At 30.7% G+C, this 20,002-nt stretch carries 22 protein-coding genes; 11 read left to right on the plus strand and 11 right to left on the minus strand.

What is annotated here, in order from left to right:
* Positions 1 to 46 precede the first annotated feature (46 nt).
* From OZP08_RS17075 to OZP08_RS17085, 3 genes are all read left to right on the plus strand, one after another.
* Positions 47 to 1,114 (plus strand): glycosyltransferase family 9 protein, encoded by a 1,068-nt coding sequence (locus tag OZP08_RS17075; RefSeq protein WP_281322425.1) that lies wholly within the window; start codon positions 47 to 49, stop codon positions 1,112 to 1,114.
* Between the two features lie 112 nt (positions 1,115 to 1,226).
* Positions 1,227 to 2,198 carry a glycosyltransferase family 2 protein gene (locus OZP08_RS17080; protein ID WP_268847299.1) on the plus strand — a complete coding sequence of 324 codons (972 nt, stop codon included), beginning with the start codon at positions 1,227 to 1,229 and terminating at the stop codon, positions 2,196 to 2,198.
* Positions 2,199 to 2,202: 4 nt separating this feature from the next.
* Positions 2,203 to 2,994 carry a glycosyltransferase family 2 protein gene (locus OZP08_RS17085; RefSeq protein ID WP_268847300.1) on the plus strand — a complete coding sequence of 264 codons (792 nt, stop codon included), beginning with the start codon at positions 2,203 to 2,205 and terminating at the stop codon, positions 2,992 to 2,994.
* On the opposite strand, the gene OZP08_RS17090 is transcribed toward OZP08_RS17085, so the two are convergent.
* Genes OZP08_RS17090 through OZP08_RS17100 form a run of 3 tightly spaced genes read right to left on the minus strand, consistent with a single transcriptional unit; the run spans position 2,978 to position 5,684 of the window.
* On the minus strand, positions 2,978 to 3,739 hold the full coding sequence (locus OZP08_RS17090; RefSeq protein ID WP_268847301.1) for a Kdo domain containing protein: 762 nt from the start codon (positions 3,737 to 3,739) through the stop codon (positions 2,978 to 2,980). The genes OZP08_RS17085 and OZP08_RS17090 overlap by 17 nt on opposite strands.
* 47 nt (positions 3,740 to 3,786) lie before the next feature.
* The gene (locus OZP08_RS17095) at positions 3,787 to 4,578 is read right to left on the minus strand and encodes a glycosyltransferase family 2 protein (protein WP_281322426.1); all 792 of its coding nucleotides are present in this window, start codon (positions 4,576 to 4,578) and stop codon (positions 3,787 to 3,789) included.
* Entirely contained in the window at positions 4,575 to 5,684 is a 1,110-nt protein-coding gene (locus OZP08_RS17100) for a glycosyltransferase family 4 protein (RefSeq protein ID WP_281322427.1), read from the minus strand. The genes OZP08_RS17095 and OZP08_RS17100 overlap by 4 nt, the downstream gene beginning before the upstream one ends.
* Before the next feature lie 260 nt (positions 5,685 to 5,944).
* On the opposite strand from OZP08_RS17100, the gene OZP08_RS17105 reads away from it, so the two are divergent.
* The 8 genes from OZP08_RS17105 to OZP08_RS17140 all read left to right on the plus strand — a co-directional run bounded on the left by OZP08_RS17105 (position 5,945) and on the right by OZP08_RS17140 (position 14,321).
* A complete protein-coding gene (locus OZP08_RS17105; protein ID WP_281322428.1) occupies positions 5,945 to 6,904 on the plus strand; it encodes a WaaS/CpsH family glycosyltransferase in 960 nt (319 codons plus the stop codon).
* A gap of 112 nt (positions 6,905 to 7,016) precedes the next feature.
* A complete protein-coding gene (locus tag OZP08_RS17110) occupies positions 7,017 to 8,615 on the plus strand; it encodes a capsule assembly Wzi family protein (protein ID WP_281322429.1) in 1,599 nt (532 codons plus the stop codon).
* A gap of 96 nt (positions 8,616 to 8,711) precedes the next feature.
* The gene (locus OZP08_RS17115; RefSeq protein ID WP_281322430.1) at positions 8,712 to 9,689 is read left to right on the plus strand and encodes a glycosyltransferase family 2 protein; all 978 of its coding nucleotides are present in this window, start codon (positions 8,712 to 8,714) and stop codon (positions 9,687 to 9,689) included.
* 6 nt (positions 9,690 to 9,695) lie between these two features.
* Positions 9,696 to 10,262 (plus strand): L-threonylcarbamoyladenylate synthase, encoded by a 567-nt coding sequence (locus tag OZP08_RS17120; protein WP_268847310.1) that lies wholly within the window; start codon positions 9,696 to 9,698, stop codon positions 10,260 to 10,262.
* Between the two features lie 33 nt (positions 10,263 to 10,295).
* A complete protein-coding gene (locus OZP08_RS17125; RefSeq protein WP_268847311.1) occupies positions 10,296 to 10,679 on the plus strand; it encodes a GxxExxY protein in 384 nt (127 codons plus the stop codon).
* 22 nt (positions 10,680 to 10,701) lie between these two features.
* Positions 10,702 to 12,123: a CCA tRNA nucleotidyltransferase gene (locus tag OZP08_RS17130; RefSeq protein WP_268847312.1), complete on the plus strand. Its 1,422-nt coding sequence runs from the start codon at positions 10,702 to 10,704 to the stop codon at positions 12,121 to 12,123.
* A gap of 25 nt (positions 12,124 to 12,148) precedes the next feature.
* Entirely contained in the window at positions 12,149 to 13,168 is a 1,020-nt protein-coding gene (locus tag OZP08_RS17135) for a COX15/CtaA family protein (protein ID WP_268847313.1), read from the plus strand.
* Positions 13,169 to 13,550: 382 nt separating this feature from the next.
* On the plus strand, positions 13,551 to 14,321 hold the full coding sequence (locus OZP08_RS17140; protein ID WP_281322431.1) for a CDP-alcohol phosphatidyltransferase family protein: 771 nt from the start codon (positions 13,551 to 13,553) through the stop codon (positions 14,319 to 14,321).
* 53 nt (positions 14,322 to 14,374) lie between these two features.
* On the opposite strand, the gene OZP08_RS17145 is transcribed toward OZP08_RS17140, so the two are convergent.
* The 8 genes from OZP08_RS17145 to OZP08_RS17180 all read right to left on the minus strand — a co-directional run bounded on the left by OZP08_RS17145 (position 14,375) and on the right by OZP08_RS17180 (position 19,846).
* Complete coding sequence (locus OZP08_RS17145) at positions 14,375 to 14,980, minus strand: thioredoxin family protein (RefSeq protein WP_281322432.1); 606 nt, start codon at positions 14,978 to 14,980, stop codon at positions 14,375 to 14,377.
* Between the two features lie 13 nt (positions 14,981 to 14,993).
* A complete protein-coding gene (locus OZP08_RS17150; RefSeq protein ID WP_268847314.1) occupies positions 14,994 to 15,470 on the minus strand; it encodes a TlpA family protein disulfide reductase in 477 nt (158 codons plus the stop codon).
* Positions 15,471 to 15,861: 391 nt separating this feature from the next.
* Positions 15,862 to 16,632, minus strand: a complete 771-nt coding sequence (locus tag OZP08_RS17155) for a LytR/AlgR family response regulator transcription factor (RefSeq protein WP_268847315.1) — start codon at positions 16,630 to 16,632, stop codon at positions 15,862 to 15,864.
* Between the two features lie 60 nt (positions 16,633 to 16,692).
* On the minus strand, positions 16,693 to 17,043 hold the full coding sequence (locus tag OZP08_RS17160; RefSeq protein WP_268847316.1) for a 2TM domain-containing protein: 351 nt from the start codon (positions 17,041 to 17,043) through the stop codon (positions 16,693 to 16,695).
* A 14-nt stretch (positions 17,044 to 17,057) separates the two neighbouring features.
* Positions 17,058 to 17,363 carry a 2TM domain-containing protein gene (locus OZP08_RS17165; RefSeq protein ID WP_268847317.1) on the minus strand — a complete coding sequence of 102 codons (306 nt, stop codon included), beginning with the start codon at positions 17,361 to 17,363 and terminating at the stop codon, positions 17,058 to 17,060.
* 40 nt (positions 17,364 to 17,403) lie between these two features.
* The gene (locus OZP08_RS17170) at positions 17,404 to 18,759 is read right to left on the minus strand and encodes a 2TM domain-containing protein (RefSeq protein ID WP_281322433.1); all 1,356 of its coding nucleotides are present in this window, start codon (positions 18,757 to 18,759) and stop codon (positions 17,404 to 17,406) included.
* 24 nt (positions 18,760 to 18,783) lie between these two features.
* Positions 18,784 to 19,404: a hypothetical protein gene (locus OZP08_RS17175; RefSeq protein ID WP_281322434.1), complete on the minus strand. Its 621-nt coding sequence runs from the start codon at positions 19,402 to 19,404 to the stop codon at positions 18,784 to 18,786.
* Positions 19,405 to 19,432: 28 nt separating this feature from the next.
* Positions 19,433 to 19,846 (minus strand): DUF2141 domain-containing protein, encoded by a 414-nt coding sequence (locus OZP08_RS17180; RefSeq protein ID WP_268847319.1) that lies wholly within the window; start codon positions 19,844 to 19,846, stop codon positions 19,433 to 19,435.
* Between the last annotated feature and the right edge of the window lie 156 nt (positions 19,847 to 20,002).

Raw genomic sequence — 20,002 nt, forward strand, 5'->3', positions numbered from 1 at the left:
ACCCCCAAAAGTAATTTTTTTTTTTAGTAATTAACCTTAATCTATAATGAAGTTTTTAGTAATTCAACAAAAAAGAGTTGGAGACGTATTGACTAGTACAATTATCTGCAACAATTTAAAAAAAAAGTATCCTAATGCTACAATAGATTTCATGGGTTACACAAATTGTGTTGATGTACTAATTGGAAACCCAAACATTGATAATGTAATTGTTTTGTCTCATAAAGTCAGAAAAAATTACTTTTCCCTATTTAAGTTTATTTTTGAAATTAGAGCCAAGAAATATGATGTTGTAATTGATGTTTATAACAAATTAGAAACAAATTTGATCACTTTATTTTCTGGCGCTAATACAAAAATAGCCTATCATAAATGGTATACTACTTTATTTTACACCCATAATTTAAAACGTATTGACAATACAATGGATACAAATTATGGTTTTGCAATTGAAAATCGACTTTTATTATTAGAACCACTAAACTTAGATAAAAGTACAATAGATCCGTTTCCTAAATTATTTGTAAGCCCTAAAGAAAATGAGGATACAATCTCTCTTTTTGAGCAGCACAAAATAGATAAAAACAAAAAAATCATAATGATAAGCTTACTGGGAAGTGAGCAAAGCAAAACTTATCCATTAGAATATATGGCTAAAGTAGTTGAATATGTTGCAAGCCATAAAGATGTAACGATACTTTTCAATTATTTTGAAAGTCAAATTGAAGATGCCAAGAAAATATACAATTCTTGCTCAAAAAGCACCCAAGAAAAAATTCGTTTTGATTTATTGGGCAGCGATTTAAGATCATTCGTTGCCATAATGAATAATTGTGATATAATTATAGGAAATGATGGTGGAGCAATTAATATGGCTAAAGCATTAAACAAACCTTCATTTACAATCTTCTCTCCTTTTATAGAAAAGAAAAATTGGGCCACTTTTGAGGATGGATCCAAAAACATATCAGTCCATCTTAACGATTACAAGCCTGATTTAATAAAAAATGTACATCACGATGAAATAAAGAAAAATGCATCTTCGTTATATCAACAATTTACACCAGAATTATTTAAAGACAGAATTGAGTTTTTTATGGATCAAAACTTATAACCAACTTTAGTTTTTATTGAATTCTTTTTTAAATAATTAGCAAAAAACATTGTTCCTATTTTACTTTTATTCAAACCTATTTAATTCATAACAAAAAACAGTTTCATCGTATATGGACATTTCAATAATTATAGTTAATTACCGTAGTTGGAAGCCATTACTTAACTGTTTAGAATCGTTGCAAACAATAGAGGATACTAAAATAAATTTTGAAGTAATTGTTCTTGATAATTTTTCTAACGATGGACAGTTTGATTATTATAAAAGCAAATTCAAAGACTTTATTTTTATTGAAAACTATATTAATTCTGGTTTTTCTAACGGATGTAACCTTGGCGCTAAAGTAGCAAAAGGAGAATATTTGTTATTCCTGAATCCAGACACAATAATTGCTCCGGATACACTCAACACACTTTATACAACATACAAAAAACACCCGGAAATAGGTATTTTGTCTTGCTTACAAGTTGATAAAAAAAATCGCTTTTTCAATCAAAAAAACCTTTTTCCTTCATTTTTTCAAGTTTTTGGAATTACCCGATTTTTTTATAGAAAATTTACCTCAAAAGCATTAAATGAAAAATTTAAAATCCAAGATGATTTATTTTATCCTGACTGGGTTTCTGGCGCTTTACTATTTATAAGCAGGGATTGGTTTAAAAAAGTCAATGGATGGAATGAAGATTATTGGTTATACTTTGAAGATGTAGATATTTGCAAAAAAATATCGCAGAGCAAAGGCAAAATTGCTATAACCTGTGACGCAACCATTTTTCATGAACACGGTGGTTCTTCAAGAAATAATTTTGAAACTGAACACATTAGCAAAACTGAAGTGATCATTTCTAAACATGTGTATATCAATACTAATTTTAATACTTTATCCCAATTACCCTCTCATCTTTTTTTAATACTCTTTATCTTTTTAGAAAAAACTTTTTTATCTCTTTTAAGTTTATTTTTATTTTTTAATTTGAAATTAAAAACGAATAGATACATCCTTAGTAATCTTTGTTTTTATTATTTTAATGCCATTAAAAAAAGAACATGGTTAAGCCAAAGTTCTGTAAACTATCAAAAATAATTTTATGACAGATAACAATGCTAAAAAATTATCCATATTAATCATAACTTTAAATGAAGAAGAGCATTTAAAAGAGCTGTTATCCGACTTAGACTTTGCCGATGAAATAATAATTGTCGACTCGTATAGTAATGACAAAACAGAAACTATTGCAAAATCTTTTTCTAAAGTAAAGTTCATTCAAAATAAATTTGAGAACTTTTCCGCTCAAAGAAACTTTGCTATTGAACAAGCAAAAAACGACTGGATATTATTTCTTGATGCTGATGAACGGTTGACTCCGGAATTAAAACAAGAAATCATAGAAACATTACAAAAAAGACCATATTATTCTGCTTATTTTTTTGAAAGGGTATTTATGTTTGAGAATTCAATTTTAAAATATAGCGGCAATCAAACCGATAAAATATTTCGCCTTTTCGATAAAAAATTCGCAAAATATGATGAAAAGAGATTGGTTCATGAAAAATTAATAGTCAATGGAAAAATCGGTTTTTTAAAAAATAAACTAATCCATTATTCCTATGCATCTTACCATGACTATAAGGAAAAAATTATTTTCTATGGTAAATTTAAAGCTGAAGAAAAGTTTATAAAAGGAATGAAACCGACTCTTTTACATCAAATTTTCCACCCTAGTTATAATTTTTTCTATAACTACATCATTCGATTAGGTATTCTCGATGGCAAAAAAGGTATCTATATTTGTTATCTTAATGCGTATTGTATTACTGTAAGATACAGAGAATTAAATAAACTTTGGAAACAAAATCAACATCTTATTTCCAAAACTTAAGTTTCTTTTTCAATCTTTTCTTTCTCCAATATTTTTCTTGAAAATCAGCAGTATATTTCCAAAGAGTTTCAAAAATTAACTCCTCCGACTCACCTGATAATTTAGCATATTCATTACTCATCACCGCTACCATTTCCTTCATAGGTGTCAATCGGCAAAGATTTTTCATTCGTAATTCAAATGGCATTGATTTATGGAATTCCATTCTATTCAAATCAACCAAAAAGAAATCGTATTGTTCTTGGCTCTTTTTTAGTATTAATGTATTTCCAGGCGAATGATCCTTGAATTCTATTCCTTTTTGATGCAAAAGGAATGAAAATTGGGTAAATTGTCTTAAGATATTTTCATGATCCGGATAATCTGGAATTTCAACCAGCTCTCTATAAGTCAAATCACATTGAAGATGCTCACTAACATAATAGCTATCTTTTAGTCCTATCCAATTATAATTCTCAAGATAAGCAATAGGCTCTGGTGTTCCAATTCCTTTTTCCAGTAAAAGGGTAGCATATTCAAAAGAACGTCTGGCTTTAGATTTTCTAAAATATTTGTATACAATTTTATTAATCAAATTAGGAATCTTGAAGGACTTGATATTTATTGTTTTCCCATCTAATTCAAATAACTTAATGATGTTTCTTTTACCATCACCAAATATCTTACCTGAGGATTTAAATTCAAGTATGCTTGATTTGACCGAATCGGTATACTTAATAAGTCTATTATTTATTTTAAATTGCATCGATTATTTTTTTAGTGCCTATTTTATTAACACACATCTGTTGAATATTACAAATTCAAATATTGATCTATTCCGTTAGTAACTCTTGTTATTCCCTTTTCAATTGTTTCTTTCTGAATTTTATTATTAAGCTCTAAATTGTTTCTTGAGTTAGTCTTGTGATAAATATGATATAAAATACCTCCATAACGAAGTCTTTTGGCTTTTACACCGTTATTACCCATTCTAATAACCAAATCCGAATCTTCTCTGCCCCAGCCTTCAAAATCTTCGTTATAACCATTAATAGCAATCAAATCATTTCGCCAAAAGGAAACATTACACCCTCTAAATTTTTTAGAAATTCCATAGTGTGATTTATAGAGTTTTGATAAAAATGGAATTGATAAACTTCGTGTCCTATTTTTAATTTCTTTTGAAAAAAAATTAAAAACTGTGACTTTTTTTTCTAAAACTTCGGATACGTATTTAGGCAAAATATTGACTCTGGAACCATATATATAATGTCCTTTTTGAGCGGATTTAATATGATCCGAGATAAAATTTTTGTGTATTATACAATCTCCATCTATCTGAACAATATAGTCAGCGGTTGTTTGAGCTATTGCTTTGTTCAAAATTTTTGATTTTCTAAAACCAATATCTTCTTGCCAGATATGACGAATGACAAATTTTGCCTCTCTTTTATACTTGTCCAATAATTCCTTAGTCGTATCATTTGAACCATCATCGGCAATCAAAATTTCATCAGGAAGCCTAGTCTGATTTAAAACGCTTTTTAAAACCAAATCCAGCGCATCAGACCAATTATAAGTGGAAATTAATAATGCCGTTTTCATTTTCTTAATGTTTTTTTATATGCAAGATAAGTTTCATTAGCAATAAATGCAGAATTAAACTCTTTAGTAATCTTTAATTTATTTGTCTCTATAAATTGTTTCTTTAACGATTGATCAGAAATTAACTTTATCAATTTTATTGACAAATCCTTATAATCTTTAACAGAGCTAATAAAACCATTCTCCCCATCAACTATTATTTCAGGTAAAACTCCAACACTTGTAGTAACAACAGGCACACCTATCATCATAGCTTCGAGTACTGAAGTTGGACCTCCTTCCCTTTCTGAAGTCATTAAAAAAACATCAAATTGATTATTTAAGACATTTGCATTCTTAATTTTATCAGTAAAAAAAAGATAACTATCTAATTTTTTCTCCTCAACTTTTCGCTTTAATTCATTGGTCAAATTCGTAAACTCTCCAATTTGTATAAATCGTATATTCTTTTGCTTCAAAACATTTACAACATAATCAGCTGTATCAATAAATGTTTCTAAATCTTTAGCTCTCGTATGATTTGCTATATTTCCAACTATAACATCATTTTTATCTATAGAAAAAAACTCTTTGAGAATTAAATTAGTGTCTGAATTGAGAATTTCCAAAGAAACACAATCATGAATTATTAATAACTTAGATTTCGCTTTAGCAGTTAAAATTTTAGAAAAATCTGTTGAAACATTTTTCGAAACACAAATTATGGAACTCAACCCAGAGTAATTATATTTAAACTTACTCAAAATACTACTACTACTTCCCATTCCTTTTTTAGAAAAAACTGCTTTAGTTTTCAACCCAAACAATAAATCTGAAATTGTAAAAACAGTTAACGAATCACTTGTGTGCAAATGAATTAAGTCTGGCTTGATCTGTTTTACTATCTTTTTTAAATATAAGTAATTTACAAATTTGTTGAGTTTGCTTTTTTTGGCATTAACAAAAGGAATAGCTTTGCTTTCGCACTCTTTTTGAAGTAAAGAATTCGAAACACCAAAAACAATATTTTCAACACCTAATTTTGACAATTCTGGGATCAGATCAACCAATTGTTGTTCATTTCCACCCCAGCCTGTTGCCCCAGATATATGTAATACTTTCATCATTTATAGTATGCCTAAATTTTGATATATTAAAACAGCCGCAAATCTAATCATTTACAACAACTATATTATATAAAACAAGAAGCTAAAAAAATAATCAGCCTATAAAAAAAGCTATTAATCTAAAAACTAGCAAAAAAATCAAAATCTAAATAAATTAAAACAATTTAAGTAAATTTTATGTAACAAATAAATCGAAAAACTTTGAATTATAAACTACATTTGCAAGTATTTTTGAACTATAATTAATATAAAATTATTTAATGAAAATAACAATTATAAGCTTTGATAATTGGGGATTTAATAGCCATATAGTAACTTCTTTGAAAAATTCAGGACATACTGTACATCATATTAATTTTAATAATTTTAAGTATGAATATCCAAATATTATATTAAGATTATACAATTTCATCTTAAAAACAATATTCAAAAAAAATCTTAAAAATATACATTACGGTAACGAAGTGCTAAAAAAATTAAAAGAGAACAATGAAACTCAAGATATAATTTTAACGATAAAAGGTGATTTTATAGATCCTGAAAATATATCAAAATTTAAAAATTACACTAAAAAATCCATAGCTTTTTTTAATGATAGTGCTACTAGATGCCCAAAAATATTGCGTGTTATTGGTAATTTTGATGAAGTTTATTCTTTTGAAAAAGAAGACTGCGAAAAATATAATTTAAAATTTGCTACCAATTGGATTTATAATTCTACCGATCCTGATCACCAGGAAGCTACTATTAAATACCAAGTTTTTAACATCAGCTCTATCGATAAACGATTGCCAGTCTTATCTAAAATAGCTGCAGATTTATTTGCAAAAAATATAAATTACAAATTCATTATTTACGATAATAAAAACGAAGGCAAAGACAAAAATATAGAGTACACAACAAAACATATACCGTTATCCGTAGTAAATGATTACATTAGTAATTCTGCCGTTTTACTTGACATTAATAGAAAAGGACAAAACGGACTTACCTTTAGAGTATTTGAGAGTTTAGGATTAGAAAAAAAACTAATCACTACAAATGCTGATGTAAAAAACTATGATTTCTACAACCCAAATAATATTCTAATTGTAGATGAGAAAACACCAAATATCCCTTTAGATTTTTTTAATAATGAATACGAAAAAATTCCAGAGGTGATCCTAAAAAAATACACTTTAGATGGATGGATTAATCAAGTTTTTAATTCACCTCAATAATTTGACAAAATTTCTATCCATAAAACCTCACATAATTAAAGTACATTTGCATTTTTAATTTTTATAATTAAAAAAAATCAGTCCATAATGCTCTTTAGCAAAAAATAAATTCATGAAAATAAATTTCTTATTCGTAGTTAGCCTATTAGTTAGCCTATCATTAAAAGCACAAAACATCCCTGTAGGATCTATCGATATGATAGAACAAAGAAGCAGAAACGAACAATTATTAAGCAATGGAAACCCTTTAATATCCCATACTTTACGTCCATTAGCCATAGAATCGATTGATAGTACACAAATTAAATCTGATGAAAGTAATCCTAAAAAAGTAATCTTAAAAGTACTACCAATTACCCTAACCCAACAGTATAATACTTTTGCACCTTATGGTTGGAATGATGGCTCGATGATTCCTGCCAAAGGTTATCAAACACTCCTAACTACAGGATTATATGCAAAATATGGAATTTTAAGTGTACAACTAAAACCTGAATATGTATTTGCAGCAAATCCGGATTTTGAAACTTTTCCTTTAACTGAATCTAACTCGGTTCGTCTGAATTACATTAATTATTTAAACCATACTGATTTACCTAGCCCGTATGGTGACCAATCCTATAGCAAATTAAACTGGGGACAAAGCAATATTAGTGTTGCCATTAATAAATTTTCTATCGGAATCTCTACAGAAAACTTATGGTGGGGTCCTGGAACTAGAAATTCGTTAATAATGAGTAATACGGCACCTGGCTTTTTACACTTCACTTTTAATACAAAACAACCTATAGAAACATTCATAGGGAGCTTTGAAGGACAAATCATCTGTGGCAAGCTAGAAGGCTCTAACATATCAAGTCCAAAATCACAATTTATAATTGATGGCGTTGACTATGAATTATCTAAATCTAAAGATTGGCGTTATATCAATGGATTATCCATAAACTATCACCCAAAATGGATTCCTGGATTATTTTTGGGCTTAAATCGTACTATTCAAGTTTATCGTGATGATATGGGGCATAGTTTTTCTGATTATATGCCAATATTTGCCCCTTTTCAGAAAAAAAATCTAAAAAATGAAGATGCAAAAAATAGGGATCAATTAGCCTCTCTCTTTTTCAGATGGGTAATGAAAGAATCTAAATTCGAATTTTATGGAGAAAGTGGTTGGAATGATCACTCCTCAACACTTTGGGACCTATATGAATCTCCTGAACATTCCAGAGCATATCTTTTTGGTTTTAATAAACTTTTCATGCTTAACAAAACCAGAAACAAGTATTTAAAAGTAAATTTTGAAACTACTCATCTAGAACAAAGTGCTGATCGTATAGTAAGACCGGCTGGTGCTTGGTATATGCACGGAATCATTTTACATGGATATACTAATAAAGGACAAGTTCTTGGAGCTGGTATAGGTCCTGGGAGTAATTTACAAACTTTAGATTTTAGTGTCTGGGAAAAAGATAAAGTATGGGGTATACAAGTAGAACGATATGCACATAATATGGATTTCTATTATGATGCATATACAGACTATAATCACAAATGGGTTGATTTAGGATTAAACACATATGCTTATCGAAAATTTGGCAATTTAGGTATCCAAGCAAAACTTAACCTTTCAAAAATGCGTAATTATCAGTGGCAATTAGACAATAATAAACTCAATGTTCAGTTTCAAGTTTCATTGCAATACCAGTTATAAAACAACAAAATCATTACAGTAAAACTATTTATTTAGATTTATTGATATTAACAACTTACATTAGTAATGCTTATTTTGTAAACAAGAAAAAATACTATGAAAACTTCTGTTGCCATGTGTACTTATAATGGTGAAAAATACATTAAAGCACAACTTGAAAGTATTTTAAATCAAACAATAAACATTGATGAAATAATCATATGTGATGATGGGTCTAATGATAATACAATTGAGCTCATATCTAAATTTCAAGCAGAAAACCCAAATAAAATATCCTTATATAGCAATCCAATAAATTTAGGTAGCAATAAAAATTTCGAAAAAGCCATTTCAATTTGTTCTGGTGATTATATTTTTTTGAGCGATCAGGACGACATTTGGAAAGAAAATAAAGTTGAGAAAATCATTGAATATTTTTTAGCGAATCCATCTACAGAAGCTGTTTTCACCAATGGAGACTTAATTAATGACAAGAACGAAAAAATCAGTACTCACACACTTTGGGATTCTGTTTTTTTTATCGAAAATAAATTAGAAAGACCTATCAATTTATTCAAATTAATGAGTTCTAAAAGAAACATGGTAACTGGAGCAACACTTTGCATCAAAAAAGAAACAAAAGATTTTATTTTTCCTTTTCCTGACTTTAAAAAATATTATCATGATGAATGGATAGCTATTATCATTGCTTCCAGAAAAAAATTAGATTACGTAACAGATGAACTTATTTCCTATAGGATTCATTCTGATCAACAAATTGGAGGAAAAAATAACATTCAAAAAAGTACCTCCCAAAAACACTTGAAACTTAGCAATTATATTTTAGGTAATGCAACCCCAAAATCATATCAAGATTTCAATCAATTATCCAAAACTTACTATCGCAATTATTTAAAATTTAAAAATGTATCCGAAAACACAGGAGGTAACAATCCTGTCAATTTTAAAGAAATAGCAGAAACCAATTTAGAATTATTTAAAAAATGTGATGACTCTTTAAAAAAGACTAGTCCCATTTTCTACTTTTTTAGAAGCTTAACTGATAAAATAAGAGGAAAAAGACAATTAAATTAAAACAAAATGGACATTAATCAAGAAGTACACAACGCATTTGAAGTCATAAAAGAAGGCGGAATCATACTTTACCCTACCGATACCGTTTGGGGAATTGGTTGTGATGCAACCAATCCAGAAGCCATTTCCAAAATATACAAACTCAAACAGAGAGCCGAAACACAAAGCATGATTTGCCTAATGAACGGCGAAAAAATGATTTATAATGTTTTTAAGGAAATTCCGGAAGTAGCATGGCAGATCATGGATTTATCCGAAAATCCAACGACATTAATCCTCGATCAACCGAGAAATGTGGCTCCTAACGTTATTGCACCCGATAATACATTGGGTATTCGCATCGTCAAAGAACCTTTTTGTTTCAAACTGATGGAACGTATGAAGAAACCATTGGTATCTACTTCTGCCAATATTTCTGGTCAACCTACTCCAAAAAGTTTCAAAGAAATTAGTCCTGAAATTATAAAAGGCGTTGACTATGTTGTAAATTTGCACCACGATAAAATTGCCGGAAAACCGTCTACAATCATTAAACTGACTAATGATTCGCAGGTAAAAGTGATTCGCAAGTAAATTACCGCAAATTCGCAAATTATTTTAAAATTTATGGAAGACTACTTACACAAAGATGAAAGTTATTCTATCGTTGGAGTTCTTTATGAAGTACATAAAAATCTTGGGAAAGGATTTTCCGAAATTGTATATAAAGATGCGTTAGAATATGAATTCACTCAACTCAATATTCCATTTGAAAGAGAAAAAGAGTTTACTGTAAGTTATAAAAACACAATATTGAAACATAAATTTTATGCAGACTTTGTAGTTTACGATAAAATAATTCTTGAAATAAAAACGGTTGACTGCTTCAACAATAGTCATTATAATCAATGCTTAAACTATTTAAAAATATCAGGAAATCAATTAGCAATTTTAGCCAATTTTAATCTGATATCATTAGAATACAAACGAATAGTAAAATCAAAAAGTTAATTTGCGAATTTGCGGTTAAAAAATGAATTATACAAAAGCTCTAAATAATAAAATATTCGAAGTCATTTCACAAGCATCACAAGAACTTAATGTCGAAAGCTATGTGATTGGCGGTTTTGTTCGTGACTTACTTTTAAACAGAGATTCAAAAAAAGACATTGATATTGTCGCTGTCGGGAGCGGAATCGAATTGGCTTTAAAAGTATCTGATTTGCTTCCTAAAAAACCAAAAGTTCAAGTTTTTAAGACTTATGGAACTGCAATGTTACGCTTTGAAGACACTGAAATTGAATTTGTGGGAGCCCGAAAAGAATCCTACAATCTCGATAGCAGAAATCCTATTGTCGAGAACGGAACACTTGAAGATGACCAAAACAGACGTGATTTTACAATAAATGCGTTAGCTTTATCATTAAACACCAACAATTATGGAGCTCTTTCAGATCCTTTCAACGGTATTTCTGACCTAGAAAACAAAATCATAAAAACCCCACTCGACCCAGACATCACATTTTCTGATGATCCTTTGCGTATGCTCAGAGGAATTCGGTTTGCCACTCAACTGGGGTTTGAAATAGACCAAAATTCATTAGAATCGATTACCAAAAATGCTGAACGTATCAAAATAATCTCAGGGGAACGAATCGTTGAGGAACTGAATAAAATCCTTTCTACAGACAAACCTTCTGTTGGTTTTTTATTGCTATACAAAACCGGCCTTTTGGATATTATCCTTCCAGAACTGACTGCTTTAAACCAAGTAGAAGAAATAGAAGGACACACCCATAAAAACAATTTTTACCATACTCTTGAAGTAGTAGATAACATTTGTCCTAATACCGATGACGTTTGGCTGCGCTGGTCAGCCTTGCTTCACGATATCGGAAAAGCACCAACAAAACGCTTCAACAAAAAACAAGGTTGGACTTTTCACGGACATGAATTTATTGGTGGTAAAATGGCAAAAAAGATTTTTGAAAGATTGCACATGCCATTAAACCACAAAATGAAGTTTGTTCAAAAGATGATTATCATGAGTTCCAGACCAATCGTTTTGGCTCAGGATATCGTAACCGATTCAGCCGTTAGACGCCTCGTTTTTGATGCTGGCGAAGACGTTGAAAATCTGATGACACTCTGTGAAGCGGATATCACCACTAAAAATCCAAATAAATTCAAGAAATATCATAACAATTTTGAACTTGTTCGTAAAAAAATAGTTGAAGTAGAAGAACGTGACCATGTACGCAATTTTCAGCCACCCATTTCTGGTGAGGAAATTATGGAAATTTTCGATTTAAAACCTTCCCGTGAAATCGGAATGCTAAAAGAAGCAATTAAAGAAGCTATACTTGAAGGAGAAATTACTAATGATTATGATGCCGCTTATGAGTTTATGATGAAAAGAGCAGAAAAATTGGGATTGAAAAAAGCGGAGAAATAACTACAAAAGATTAACATAATTAGAAATGAAAAATAACAAATCCGTAATTATCTGGCTTCTATCTGGTTGCTTTTTAGTGTTTGTAATGGTTGTAGTAGGAGGTATCACCCGATTAACAAATTCTGGTTTATCAATGACCGATTGGCATTTGGTCACTGACACACTTCCTCCGCTTACCGAAGCCAAATGGCAAGAAGCCTTTGACCAATACAAACAATTTCCTGAATACCAAAAAATCAACATCCATAACGATTTTACACTATCCGACTATAAGTTTATCTATTTCTGGGAATGGTTTCACCGTTTTATAGGAAGAATAATCGGGTTGGTTTTTGTTGTTCCGTTCATTTATTTTCTAATCAAGAAAAAAATTGACAAAGCCACTTTAAACAAATGCTTTGTTTTATTGGGAATGGGTGCTTTACAAGGATTTTTTGGCTGGTTTATGGTAAAAAGCGGTTTGGTTGATAATCCAGATGTAAGCCATTTTCGTCTTTCACTACACCTTACGTTTGCCTTTATCACTTTTGCCTACACGCTTTGGGTAGCATTAGATTTAATCTATCCTGACAAAAAAGCGGCAATTGTCCCTTTGAAAAAAATAGCCCGAATCACATTGTTCCTTTTACTTTTACAAATCATCTACGGAGGCTTTGTTGCTGGGCTAAATGCTGGACTAGTACACAACCATTGGCCCATGATGAGCGACGGACAGTTCATTCACGACAGTGTATTTATAGAACAAAAAACACTCTTTCTAAACCTGGTTGAGGGAAAAAGCGGCGTACAATTTGTTCATAGAACATTAGCATACTTTGTTGTGGGATTCATTTTGTTCCTGTATTTCAAAGGAAAAAAATACAACCTCAGCTCCCAACAAAAAAACGGATTAAATGCTTTGGTTGGAATTGTATTCCTGCAATTTATTTTAGGAGTTTACACTTTGTTGTACCACGTGCCCCTTTGGTTGGGTCTAACCCACCAAGTCAATGCTTTCTTTCTGCTAACAGCAATGACCTATACTCTTCATCGATTGAGTAAATAGAATATTTTTAAATTTTTAGAAGCGAAACAATAGGCTTTATCTACTGATAAAGTTCTTTCTGTCTGTTGAATTCTGTCTCCTAGAAATATAGACAACTATAAATCATTTTAAAATCAGTTTAATCTGCGTGAAAAACAATCACGCAGATTGACATAAGTCTTTGCGAGGAACGAAGCAATCTCACTACGATTATTCATTTCAAATAAAGACTTTGTTTACATAGATTAGTGAGATTGCTTCGTTCCTCGCAAGGACTTAGCTAACTCAAAAAAAAACCACGCTAATTCAATAGCTAATTCAACCTCTCAAAAGTGAATTTTAGGTTAAATAAACATTATTTTTGTAGTTCCGCTTTATTGTCTCACCTCTTGTTCACTGCCAAATGTCCAAACTTGCTCCGCAATATCAATTTCTAGATCTATCCGATTATGGTAGGCCATTGGCACGATTATTTGCAAATCGATTAAAAAATACTCGTTTTACTCCCATACATGTAACTCTTCTTTTTGGTATTTCGGGTTTGATTGCCATCTATTGCATTTTGCAAAACCACTACTTTACAGCCTCTTTTTTTATCATTTTAAAATCAATAATTGATGCCGTCGATGGTGAACTTGCACGCATCAAAAAAACACCTTCCTACACTGGCAGATACCTCGACAGCGTATTTGATCTTATCCTGAATTTTTTGATTTTAATGACTATTTGTTATGTATCCGAAACCCCTTTTTGGCTAACTTTTTTGGCCTTTATCGGAATACAATTACAAGGAACTCTATACAACTATTATTATGTCATTTTAAGAAATAAATCGGTAGGAGGAGACGTAACTAGTAAAATTTTTGAGGACAAATCACCTCGTGCCCTTCCAGGGGAAAGTCAAAGATCAGTAGATATCTTGTTCGCTATTTACACTGTTGTGTATGGCATTTTTGACAAGATAATACACACTTTGGATAGTGATGCCTACAAAGTAAAAACATTTCCAAACTGGTTTATGACTCTTGTTTCTCTATATGGATTAGGCTTTCAATTGCTATTGATTGCTGTACTATTATCTTTAAACAAAATAGAATTGATTGCTCCTTTTTTCGTGGCCTATTCTGTATTGATTTTTGTTTTGATAGGAATTAGGAAAGTTTACATAAAATAAAAAAGAGTAAAAACGAATTTGTCCTTACTCTTTCTATCTGTTTATATAATAAATTATTTCTTTGTTTTAATCGAGCAGCCTATTGCTTTTGTGGTTTCCGGAGAAGGTGTCTTACCGTTTTCTAAAGCTATAATAGCATTTTCAAGATATTTTTCTTTTACATCATTAACGCTATCCATGTTATCATCAATGGCTCCAATGTATCTTACAGCGAGATTTTTATCCAACAAAAAGGCATGTGGCGTTTTTGTCGCGCCAAATTGAGGATACACTTTTTGTCCATCATCAAATAAATATGGAAATGCAAAGCCTTTTTCTTTGGCTCTAACTTTCATTAATTCAAAACTATCTTCAGGCTCTACTTCTGGATCATTTGAATTTATGGCTAATAAAATATACCCTTTCGGTTTGTACTTCTTGGCTAAATCATTAATCCTGCCTTCATATTTTTGTGCTACAGGACAATGATTACAGGTAAAAACGACTATAAAGCCTTTTGCGTCTTTAAAATCAGACATGCTATACATTTTTCCATCAACCGATTTTAATTTAAAATCAGCAGCTTTATCTCCAATTTTATAAGGAGTTGGTGTGTCTGGCGTAAATCCAGCGATAAAAAAAACGGAAACGAACAATAAAAGTCCTGACAAAATTTTCATACTATAAATGGTTTTAGTTGATATTTGTATTTACATACTCATTGAGTTCCTCATAACTAGAAAATGTTTTTTCTGCAAAAACTCTCTTTCCATTCTTGATAATTAGTGTAGCTGGAATTGATCCCGACCAATCTTTATCTACTATCGGAAGCCAAGTGTTATAATCTTTATCCGTTAGTAAAACCACTTCAGAATTGACCTTTCTGTTTTTCAAAAATGGCAGTAATTTCGTTTCAAACTGATTCTTAAAATCCAAGCTTACCAGCACTACTTTTACACTTTTATTTTCCGAATTTAATTTTTCAAAATGGGGTAATTCTTTCACACAAGGAGCACACCAAGTTGCCCAAAAATTGACCACATAAATTGTGTTTTTATCACTCAAAACTTCTTTTTCTAAAGCAGTATATTTTTCAAAAACGGCTACCTTTTGAGCAGCAATTATATTCGAAAACAGAAGCGGAAAAATTAAATAGAGTAAATATTTCATCCTAAAAAATTTATTTATGACTGACTAGAACGAAAGTACAATCTTTAAACATTTCTAAGAAAATGATTAACAAAAGATTATCATACCAAGTTTAAAAATCGAGGTCATAAAAAATTTTGCAAAGAAAAAAAAGGACTTTCAATTTTTGAATGAAAGCAATCGTTATTCTAAAAACGACATCAACTGCCAAAAGCATTTTTTAGCTTTCTGAGAAAAGAAACCAAACTTCTAATTCTGATTCCGTAAACTTATAAAACAAACAGGATTTGAGTTTTTTAAGCTTCATTTTAGCTTATAAAATCATCATAAGTAAAATCTATACATAAAACTTAAAATACACAAATCCAGATATTTAAAATAACTTATATAAACAATGATTTTAGGTAATTCCTTAACTGATCCAATTTTTGAAATCAGACACCTTTTCCCGGCTCACAACCACCTCATCTTCTTTATAAGACGGTAAAACAATCTTCAATCTGGAGTTACTGTACATCACAATCTCCTTTATTGATTTGAGCGAAATAATAAATTTTCTACTGATCCTGTAAAATTCTGAGGCGTCTAATTCTTGCTCCAAAACTTCCAAAGTGGAGTCCATCAAATAATTTCTGTTGTCGAAAGTATGAATATAAGTTCCTTTATTTTCACTAAAAAAACATTCGATTTCATCTGTTGAAATTACTTTAAGATGTTGTCCTATTTTGACAGTAAATCTTTTTTTGAATGTTTTTTCAAAAGGGTTAGAAAACATTTTTCGGATCTGTTCAAAGTCCAATTGCATGGTTTCATTCCCTGTAGTTTTAGATAGCTGAAAACGGTCTTTAAATTTCAAAACGGCCACTTCCAAATCATCTTCGTCGATAGGTTTCAAAAGATAATCTATACTGTTTAATTTGAAAGCACGCAATGCATATTCATCATAAGCAGTGGTAAAAATAACAGCACTTTTTATATCTATTTTTTCGAAGATTTCAAAAGACAAACCATCCGATAATTGAATATCCAAAAAGATCAAATCTGGGTGTTCATTTTTCGAAAACCAATCTATAGCCTCTTCTACAGAATGAAGCATCACCCCTACTTGAATATTTATTTTTTCGAGTTTGCGTTGCAACAATCTTGCTGCCGGTTTTTCGTCTTCTATTATTATTGTGGTCATTTTAAAATTTTAAATTCACTGTTTCTTACTAACTATTTTCTGCTAACTAAGTACTACTCCTTACTCCCACTTTTGATTTTTATCTTTCTCCATAAATTCCTTGATTTTCCTTTCTTCCCAATCATCACTAAAAAACAAGTTTCTGCCAAAAACACTCAAACCATGCGCTAACAATCCTATCCCCCAGAAAAAAGCAGTAGAAAAGCTTCCTGCTAAAGTAACTCCATCTCCTAATAAACCTTTATTATAATCAGCTATGATTGCAAAGCCATTTACCAGTACATAAATCAAAGCATGTACATAAAAACCTTTTATTCTTTTTACTCGTCTATAAGCCAATTCATATCTCGTGTCTGGATTGAAATTTTCATCCCGAAAATTTTCATAAAAATGTCTTCTATATCTTCCCATTGTGTTTTATTTTATTATTCCCAAGTTTTTTTGATTTGTTCTTCTTTTTCCATTAACTCTTTAATTTTTCGTTCTTCCCATTCTTTACCTAAAAAAGGTGAGTAGTTAAACACTTTTAATCCGTGAAAAAACACTCCTATTCCCCACCCAAATAAAGGCCAAAAGAACCATAAATATTCTGGTGATGTCACTAAATTTATTGCTAATAAAAAGCAATTGACAACGATATAAGAAATCAAATTCCCATAGAATCCTTTTAACTCTTCTACTCTTCTTCTCGCTTTGCGATAACGATCTTCTTCTGTATATTGATTTTCCATGATTATTTCTAAATTGGTTTGTTATTTTCCTTTTCCAAGATTATTTCCAAGTTTGCTTACCTTCTTCTTTTCTCAAAATTTCCTGGATCTTTCTTTCTTCCCAATTGGTACCATATCCAAATACCTTAAAAGCATGCATTATTAATCCAAATCCCCAACCAGCTGCTGAGAACCAAAACCAATGAAATTTTGGCGTATAGGTTAGATTAATAAAAATTAAAACTGGAATCACGCAACAATAAGAAATCAAGTTTCCGTAGAATCCTCTAAGCTGTTCTACTCTCTTTTTGGCTCTGTAATAAGCACTATTTTCGTTGTAATTTAAATTTGTTTCCATAACGCTAATTTGTTTGGTCAAAATAGGAATCTTAACCGTAAATGTTTGTTCATTTTCTTCAATCAACACCTTTCTGTTGGTAATAATTCCATAGCGGTCTACTATGTTTTGTAATCCTACTCCCTGACGGCTCTGTATCACTTCTTTTTTCTGAAAATCATTTTGAACTGCCAAATAATCCCCTTCTATAAATATCCGGATATGTAACGGTTTTTGTTCGCTTACCACATTGTGCTTTACTGTATTCTCTAACAGTAACTGCAATGAAAGTGGCACTACTTTGGTCTCTGAATTTACTACAGTTTCCGGCAATTCATAAAACAAGCTGTTTTCGAAACGCATTTTCAAAAGATTCATATACGTTTTGGCAAAAGACAACTCTTCGGCAACTGAAACCAGTTCTTTGTCTTTTTGCTCTAATACATAGCGGTAAATTTTAGACAAAGAAGTGGTAAACCGTTGTGCATTATCTGGATTTTCTTCGATCAATGAACTCAGAACATTCAAACTATTAAAAAGAAAATGTGGGTCGATTTGGTTTTTTAAGGTTTCAAACTTAGCATTGGCAGTTCCGGCAATGATTCTTTGTTGAGTTGCTTCGGTTTTGGAAGCTTGTTTCCATTTTACCATAAAACTTCTGGCTTGCATAAAACTAGAAACGCCCAATGACAAAATGATGTAAAAAAGATGAATCCAAATCATCCTTTCACTAAAAAACTTATCCAATGACATTTTTTGCAAAATCACAAAAATGATATAATTTATACCCAAAACAACAGGAACCGTGTACAAAACAGTAACCAAAATTCCGTAATATACCCTCAAATTAGTTTGTTCGAGCCAATCCCATTTTCTGTCAAGCAAATTATTTAAAAAACCATTCCCAAAACCTAAGCCAAAAGAATACAAACAACTCAAAGAGAACGTTATTAATACACTTTTTAAACTAAAATCATTTCCTAAAAAGGCTGAAAAAATGACAGTAAAAACCATAGAAATCTTAAGACAAGCAATTGTTGCACTTTTTAAATCAGAAAATGTTTCTCTATAATCTTTCATTATAATCAGCTTTAATTAGTTTAATTATTTACAGTTTTTCTGAGCTTCTAGTGCTCTATCCAATCCCCATTTTGGAGAAAAAGGTGTTTCCGGTTTAAAAGTAGCAAAAAGTTCGATAGCTTTATTTACTTGTACACAAAGTGGTTTTGTATCAACCCCTGTCCATTTCGCCCCACCTAACTGATAATCAGCCTCTCCAAAAACAACTCTTGGATTATTTGGATTTATAGCTTTTGCTTTAGCATATGCCTCCATTACTTTAGGCGAATATATCATTCCGTTTGTCATCGGATCTGCAACTACCCAAGCTGTATAAATCATTGCCTGCATTACATACAGCTCGGCATTTTTTTGATCTTTTATCATTTCTACATCCAAAGCATTTTGCGCTTTAGTAAGCAATGCAGTAATTTGGTTTTTGTCCTGAGTCCCGAAAGAAGAGGTTGTATTAACCAATGCCACATAATAATTAGGTAACCAACTGGCTTTCTCTGCTGCTGCTATACGTTCAAATAAATCTGATGCTTCAGTATTTTTTCCTTCTTTCCAGAGCTGAAATGCTTTTCCCATTCCTTGTTCAAATTGCCCTTGAGCTGAACTTATTATTGTTACTAGTAATGCGATTGCGGTGATGATCTTTTTCATTTTTATAAAAAATTAAATGGTTATTTGATTAGTTATTGAATATTACGTCTATTTTTAAATCCTTATCAACATTAAATTTAGCATCTTGATATCTTGGAGGCCCCATAAATCCTTTTGCATTGTTAGAGCAAGCAACATCTTCAGTTGGAATTCCTATTTCATTTCGATCTAGTTTTCCGTTGTTGTTTTCATCTTGATAGGACGAAATAGCATACTCTCCTTTTGGAATCCCCTCAAAAACTATAGTAGCTGCATTTCCTTTAATTTGGGAAGGAATACTTTTGTATGGCAATTTAAGGAAAGTCCCTTCTGAATTATACAAACCTACTTTTAGAATTCCTGTGTCATTCTTTAAACCTGAAACTGAAACAGTCAGTTTTACATTTTGAGCTGATAATAAGCTACAAACAAATAATGCGATTGTGGTAATGATTTTTAACATGGTGTTTAATTTTTAGTTGTTAATAAAATTGAATAGTTATTGATTTAATTCTTGAACAAATTTATATTGATTGTAAGGCTTTTAAAATTTAATAATACCGAACTGTCATTTTTGAAGGATGAATTGTTTCTTTTTGAGATTCTAAGTTTCTGGGTT

The organism is Flavobacterium aestivum (assembly GCF_026870175.2).
Taxonomy (GTDB): Bacteria; Bacteroidota; Bacteroidia; order Flavobacteriales; family Flavobacteriaceae; genus Flavobacterium; species Flavobacterium aestivum.